5 protein-coding genes are annotated in these 4,137 nt (G+C 73.3%); 1 reads left to right on the top strand and 4 read right to left on the bottom strand.

Features of this window, described 5'->3' with window-relative positions; genetic code table 11:
- Positions 1–159: 159 nt before the first annotated feature.
- Positions 160–561, bottom strand: a complete 402-nt coding sequence (gvpJ, locus tag AC0CYZ_RS06880; RefSeq protein WP_472213632.1) for a gas vesicle protein GvpJ — start codon at positions 559–561, stop codon at positions 160–162.
- On the opposite strand from gvpJ (AC0CYZ_RS06880), the gene gvpJ (AC0CYZ_RS06875) reads away from it, so the two are divergent.
- The gene (gene gvpJ / locus AC0CYZ_RS06875) at positions 554–928 is read left to right on the top strand and encodes a gas vesicle protein GvpJ (protein ID WP_472213631.1); all 375 of its coding nucleotides are present in this window, start codon (positions 554–556) and stop codon (positions 926–928) included. The genes gvpJ (AC0CYZ_RS06880) and gvpJ (AC0CYZ_RS06875) overlap by 8 nt on opposite strands.
- Positions 929–937: 9 nt before the next feature.
- Here the strand turns inward: gvpJ (AC0CYZ_RS06875) and AC0CYZ_RS06870 are convergent, their stop codons facing one another.
- The 3 genes from AC0CYZ_RS06870 to AC0CYZ_RS06860 form a co-directional block, all read right to left on the bottom strand.
- A complete protein-coding gene (locus tag AC0CYZ_RS06870; RefSeq protein WP_472213629.1) occupies positions 938–1,927 on the bottom strand; it encodes an LLM class flavin-dependent oxidoreductase in 990 nt (329 codons plus the stop codon).
- 77 nt (positions 1,928–2,004) lie between these two features.
- On the bottom strand, positions 2,005–2,355 hold the full coding sequence (locus AC0CYZ_RS06865) for a DUF1636 family protein (protein WP_472213628.1): 351 nt from the start codon (positions 2,353–2,355) through the stop codon (positions 2,005–2,007).
- Positions 2,356–2,364: 9 nt separating this feature from the next.
- Positions 2,365–3,984 (bottom strand): purine-cytosine permease family protein, encoded by a 1,620-nt coding sequence (locus AC0CYZ_RS06860; RefSeq protein ID WP_472213626.1) that lies wholly within the window; start codon positions 3,982–3,984, stop codon positions 2,365–2,367.
- Positions 3,985–4,137: the final 153 nt, after the last annotated feature.

Here is a 4,137-nt window from a genome sequence, read left to right as displayed (position 1 = left end):
CCGGACGTGACCATCAGCGGGACCCGGGACCAGGTCCGGCGGCGGGTCGACGACCTCGCCGCGCACGGGGTCACGGAGATCGTGTTCCAGCCGTGCGGACCCGACACCCGGGCCGAACTGGAGCGCTTCCGGGAGGCCGTGAGCGCCTGACGCGCCGGCTCAGGAGGTGCGCTTCCTCCGGCGCGGCGCCCGCCCGTCGTCGTCCTTGCCGCGGACCTCGCGCCACGTCTCGTGGACGGCGTCGAGCGCACCCTTGGTGACGCCCTTGGCGCCGCCGTGCATGACGTTCTCCGTGGTGCTCGCGACGAACTCGTCGATCCCCTTGCCGCCCTTCTCGTGCAGGTCGAGGCGGTTGGTCGCCTCGGCGAACCGCAGGTAGGTGTCGACGCTCGCGACCACGATCCGCGCGTCGATGGTGACGAGCTCGATGCCGACCACCGAGATCTTGACGAAGGCGTCGATCACCAGGCCCTTGTCGAGGATCAGGTCGAGCACCTCGGCGAGCCCGCCCTGCGGGGCCTTCCGGACGTTGCCGGTGCCCTGGCCCTGGCTGATGGTCACGCGGCGCCTCCGTCAGGGCGGGCTCGCCGAGGTGCTCGACCTGATCCTCGACAAGGGCCTGGTGATCGACGCCTTCGTCAAGATCTCCGTGGTCGGCATCGAGCTCGTCACCATCGACGCGCGGATCGTGGTCGCGAGCGTCGACACCTATCTGCGGTTCGCCGAGGCCACCAACCGCCTCGACCTGCACGAGAAGGGCGGCAAGGGGATCGACGAGTTCGTCGCGAGCACCACCGAGAACGTCATGCACGGCGGCGCCAAGGGCGTCACCAAGGGTGCGCTCGACGCCGTCCACGAGACCTGGCGCGAGGTCCGCGGCAAGGACGACGACGGGCGGGCACGGCGCCGGAAGAAGCGCACCTCCTGAGCCCGCGCGTCAGGCGCTCACGGCCTCCCGGAAGCGCTCCAGCTCGGCCCGGGTGTCGGGCCCGCACGGCTGGAACACGATCTCCGTGACCCCGTGCGCGGCGAGGTCGTCGACCCGCCGCCGGACCTGGTCCCGGGTCCCGCTGATGGTCACGTCCGGGAGCATCGAGTGGCCGCCGGCCTCCCACGCCGCGCGGTCGGCGGCGTTGATCTCGACGCAGTGCCCGGAGTGCACGGCGAGGTGTCGCTGCGCCTCGGGGGTCTGCTCCACGGTGCCCAGCCAGGCGTCGCCGCCGGGCAGGCCGCGCACGGCGTCGGGTCCCCCGAACTCGTAGGCGCCGTGGTAGGCGAGCGCCCACCCCGGACCGCCCGCGGCGCGCGCGTGCTCGGAGTCCGGCGGTTCCCCCTCGTCGAGCACGGTCCCCCAGGCCAGGTACGGCACCCAGGAGTACTCGCGCAGGAAGTCCGGCAGCTGCAGCGTCGCGAAGAGCCCGTCACCGAGCTCGCGGGCCACCGCCTCCCCCTTCGGCCCGAGCGCCCCGACGAGCACCGGGACGTCCACCGGCCGGGCCGGCGCGTGCCCGTCGGGGTGGAGCATCTGCATCTGCGCGCCCTCCCACTCGACGACCTCGCCGCGCAGCAGCCCGCGGAACGCGCGGATGTAGGCGTCCATGAACGCCCACGTGATCGCGCGGTAGCCCATCGCGCGCCGGCCGGTGAACCCCGTCCCGAACGCCACCGCCGTCCGGCCGGGGGCGAGGGCCGCGAGGGTCGCGGTGGCCGCGGCGTTGACCATCGGGTGGCGCAGGCTCGGGATCAGGACGCCGGGCCCCAGCCCGATGCGCTCGGTCCGGTCGGCCGCGAGCGCGAGCGTCATCCAGACGTCCGGGCTCTGCTGCGGGGTGTCGTAGACCCAGGCCCGCTCGTAGCCCAGCTGTTCGGCGAGCACGATGTCGTCCGGGGAGCTCAGGGCGGTCGGGAAGGCGCAGGACACCTGCATGGGGTTCCTCCGGGGCGACGACGACGGTGTCGGGGTGCATGGTCATCGCCGCCCCCGATCGGTGGCAAGGACCCGGGTCAGCCCACACGCTTCGGGGTGACCGCGGTGAGCCGCGCGCGGAGCGGGTCGGGCACCTGCCAGTCGTCGGGCAGGCCGCTGGGCGAGGCGTCGTAGCGCGCGGCCGCCTCCACCAGCGCGGCGGCGTCGCCGGGTTCGGCCGGGTCGATGTCGGAGAACCGGACGCGGGGCTTCCCCATGGCGTCCAGGCCGGCGTTGCCCGGGCGGGGGCAGCCCCCGAGGCACGGGACGTGGCGGACCCGCACCCCTCGCCGTCGGGCGAGGTCGTCGACGGCGCGGTCGAGGTCGGCCCCGAACGAACCCGCGTCGCGGGTGTCGCGGGGGCAGGTACGGCAGACGAGCAGCGGCACGGGGTCCTCTCAGCGGCGTTCGGCGGCGACGGCGTCGAGGAACGACGAGGACGTCGCGCAGGCCGCGCAGATGGCCTCGTCGCCGTGGGCCGGGTCGCGGTCCATCTCGACGGCGACGTAGGACCGGTGACAGGCGTGGCAGCGGATCCGGTCGGCCCAGACGTCCTCCACCTCGTCGCGCGGATCGTGGCCGCGCGCGGCGGCCCCGGTCGGGCGCCCGCTCCCGCGGGCCTTCCCGACCGCGGCGATGACGACGGCCAGGACGAAGGTGATCACCAGCGCCCAGGTGCTCGCGAGCGCGCTCCCGGTGGCGATCAGCGTGATGCCGACGCCGGAGGCGACCACCCAGGCGACGACGCCGCCCACGTCCACCCGCGGCACCCGTCCCGGCCGGAACTCGAACGCCACGTCGCCGGCGCGTCCCCGGCGCCGCGCGTCGGCGACCGTCACGAGCGCGATCCCGACCCAGGCCACGAGGACGGCGCCCTGGTAGGAGAGCCAGGTGTTGATGAACGTGAAGATGTTCAGCGTCATCACCGCGAAGGACAGCGCGCCGACGATGACGACCCAGGTCGTGCGCGACAGCGTGAGGTTGAACGTCCGCGAGAACAGGCCCTGGAAATTGGTCGAGGCCACGTAGAAGTTCGCGGTGTTGATCTTCAACTGGGTGGCGACGATGAACACGACGCCCAGCCAGCCCATCATCTGCACGATGCCCACGACGAGGCCCGACTCGCTGACCTCGGCCAGCGGAATGGTGTGGACGAGGTAGATGCCGACGGCCCCGTTCACCAGGATCGTGAAGAAGTAGAACGTGTAGCCGAAGGTGTGCACGCCGTTGACCCGGTGGTCCTCCCGGCGGCCCATGCGGGCGAAGTCGAACGTGTAGAGCACGTTGGAGAACACGCCCATGTAGATGGCGAAGACGAACAGCCAGCCCGGGCCCGCCATCGGCTCGGGGGTGCTGGGCGGCGCGGTGAGCCACGACCCGTCGTAGCCGTGCACCACCGTCGCCCAGACGACGGTGGTGACGAGCCCGGCCAGGAAGACCGGCAGCAGCCACGCGTTGACCTTCTCGATCGCCTGGCGGACGCCGCCGATGACGAGCGGGATGCACACGAGCGTGACGACGAGATACCAGATCCAGACGGGCCCGCCGAACTCCGCCTGCGCGGCGACCGCCAGCACCGAGCCCTCGAAGACGGCGAACCACGTGCCGGTGAGGCCGAGGGCGAGCGTGGCGATCGCGGCGCCGCGGTAGCCGAACATCGCGCGGGAGAACAGGCCGACGGTCTGGCCGGAGTCGGCCGCCGTCCGGGACATGACCAGGCACAGCGACCCGTGCACGAGGGCGGCGACGGCGAGCCCGACCAGCGCCTGCACGGTCCCGACGACGAGCGAGGCGCCCGCGGCGACGACGACCCAGAACATGGCCGACATCAGCGCCGACCAGGCGAGGGCCATCTTCGGGGCGCTCAGCCGCCACGACTGCGGGACCACGTGCAGCGAGTAGTCCTCGCGGGCCGCCTCGGCGAGGACCTCGGGGTCGTCGGTCCGGGAGACGTCGAGGGGCGGGAGCCCGGGTTCGGGGTGGTTCAGGACCGCGGGGGTGTCCGGGTCAGAGGCCATCGTGGTCCTCCGGTGAGGGGTGGGACCGGCACACGGGGGGCCGGCGGTGGGCGCGCGGGCAGGACCGGCGCGGCAGCACCCACGCGTCGGCTGGGGAGGAAGCGGAAGAGGAAGCGGCGGCGGCGCCGCGCACGGCCCCGGCCCGGGCGCCGT

Source organism: Actinomycetospora sp. (assembly GCF_055612215.1).
The sequence above is the reverse complement of the archived record's forward strand: the minus strand, read 5'-3'. Positions and strand labels throughout refer to the sequence as shown.

What these genes read in the sequence shown, in the direction of transcription:
- gvpJ (WP_472213631.1), top strand. Translation starts at nt 554, where the DNA reads ATGGTCACGCGGCGCCTCCGTCAGGGCGGGCTCGCCGAGGTGCTCGAC.
- AC0CYZ_RS06870 (WP_472213629.1), bottom strand. Translation starts at nt 1,927, where the DNA reads ATGCAGGTGTCCTGCGCCTTCCCGACCGCCCTGAGCTCCCCGGACGAC.
- AC0CYZ_RS06860 (WP_472213626.1), bottom strand. Translation starts at nt 3,984, where the DNA reads ATGGCCTCTGACCCGGACACCCCCGCGGTCCTGAACCACCCCGAACCC.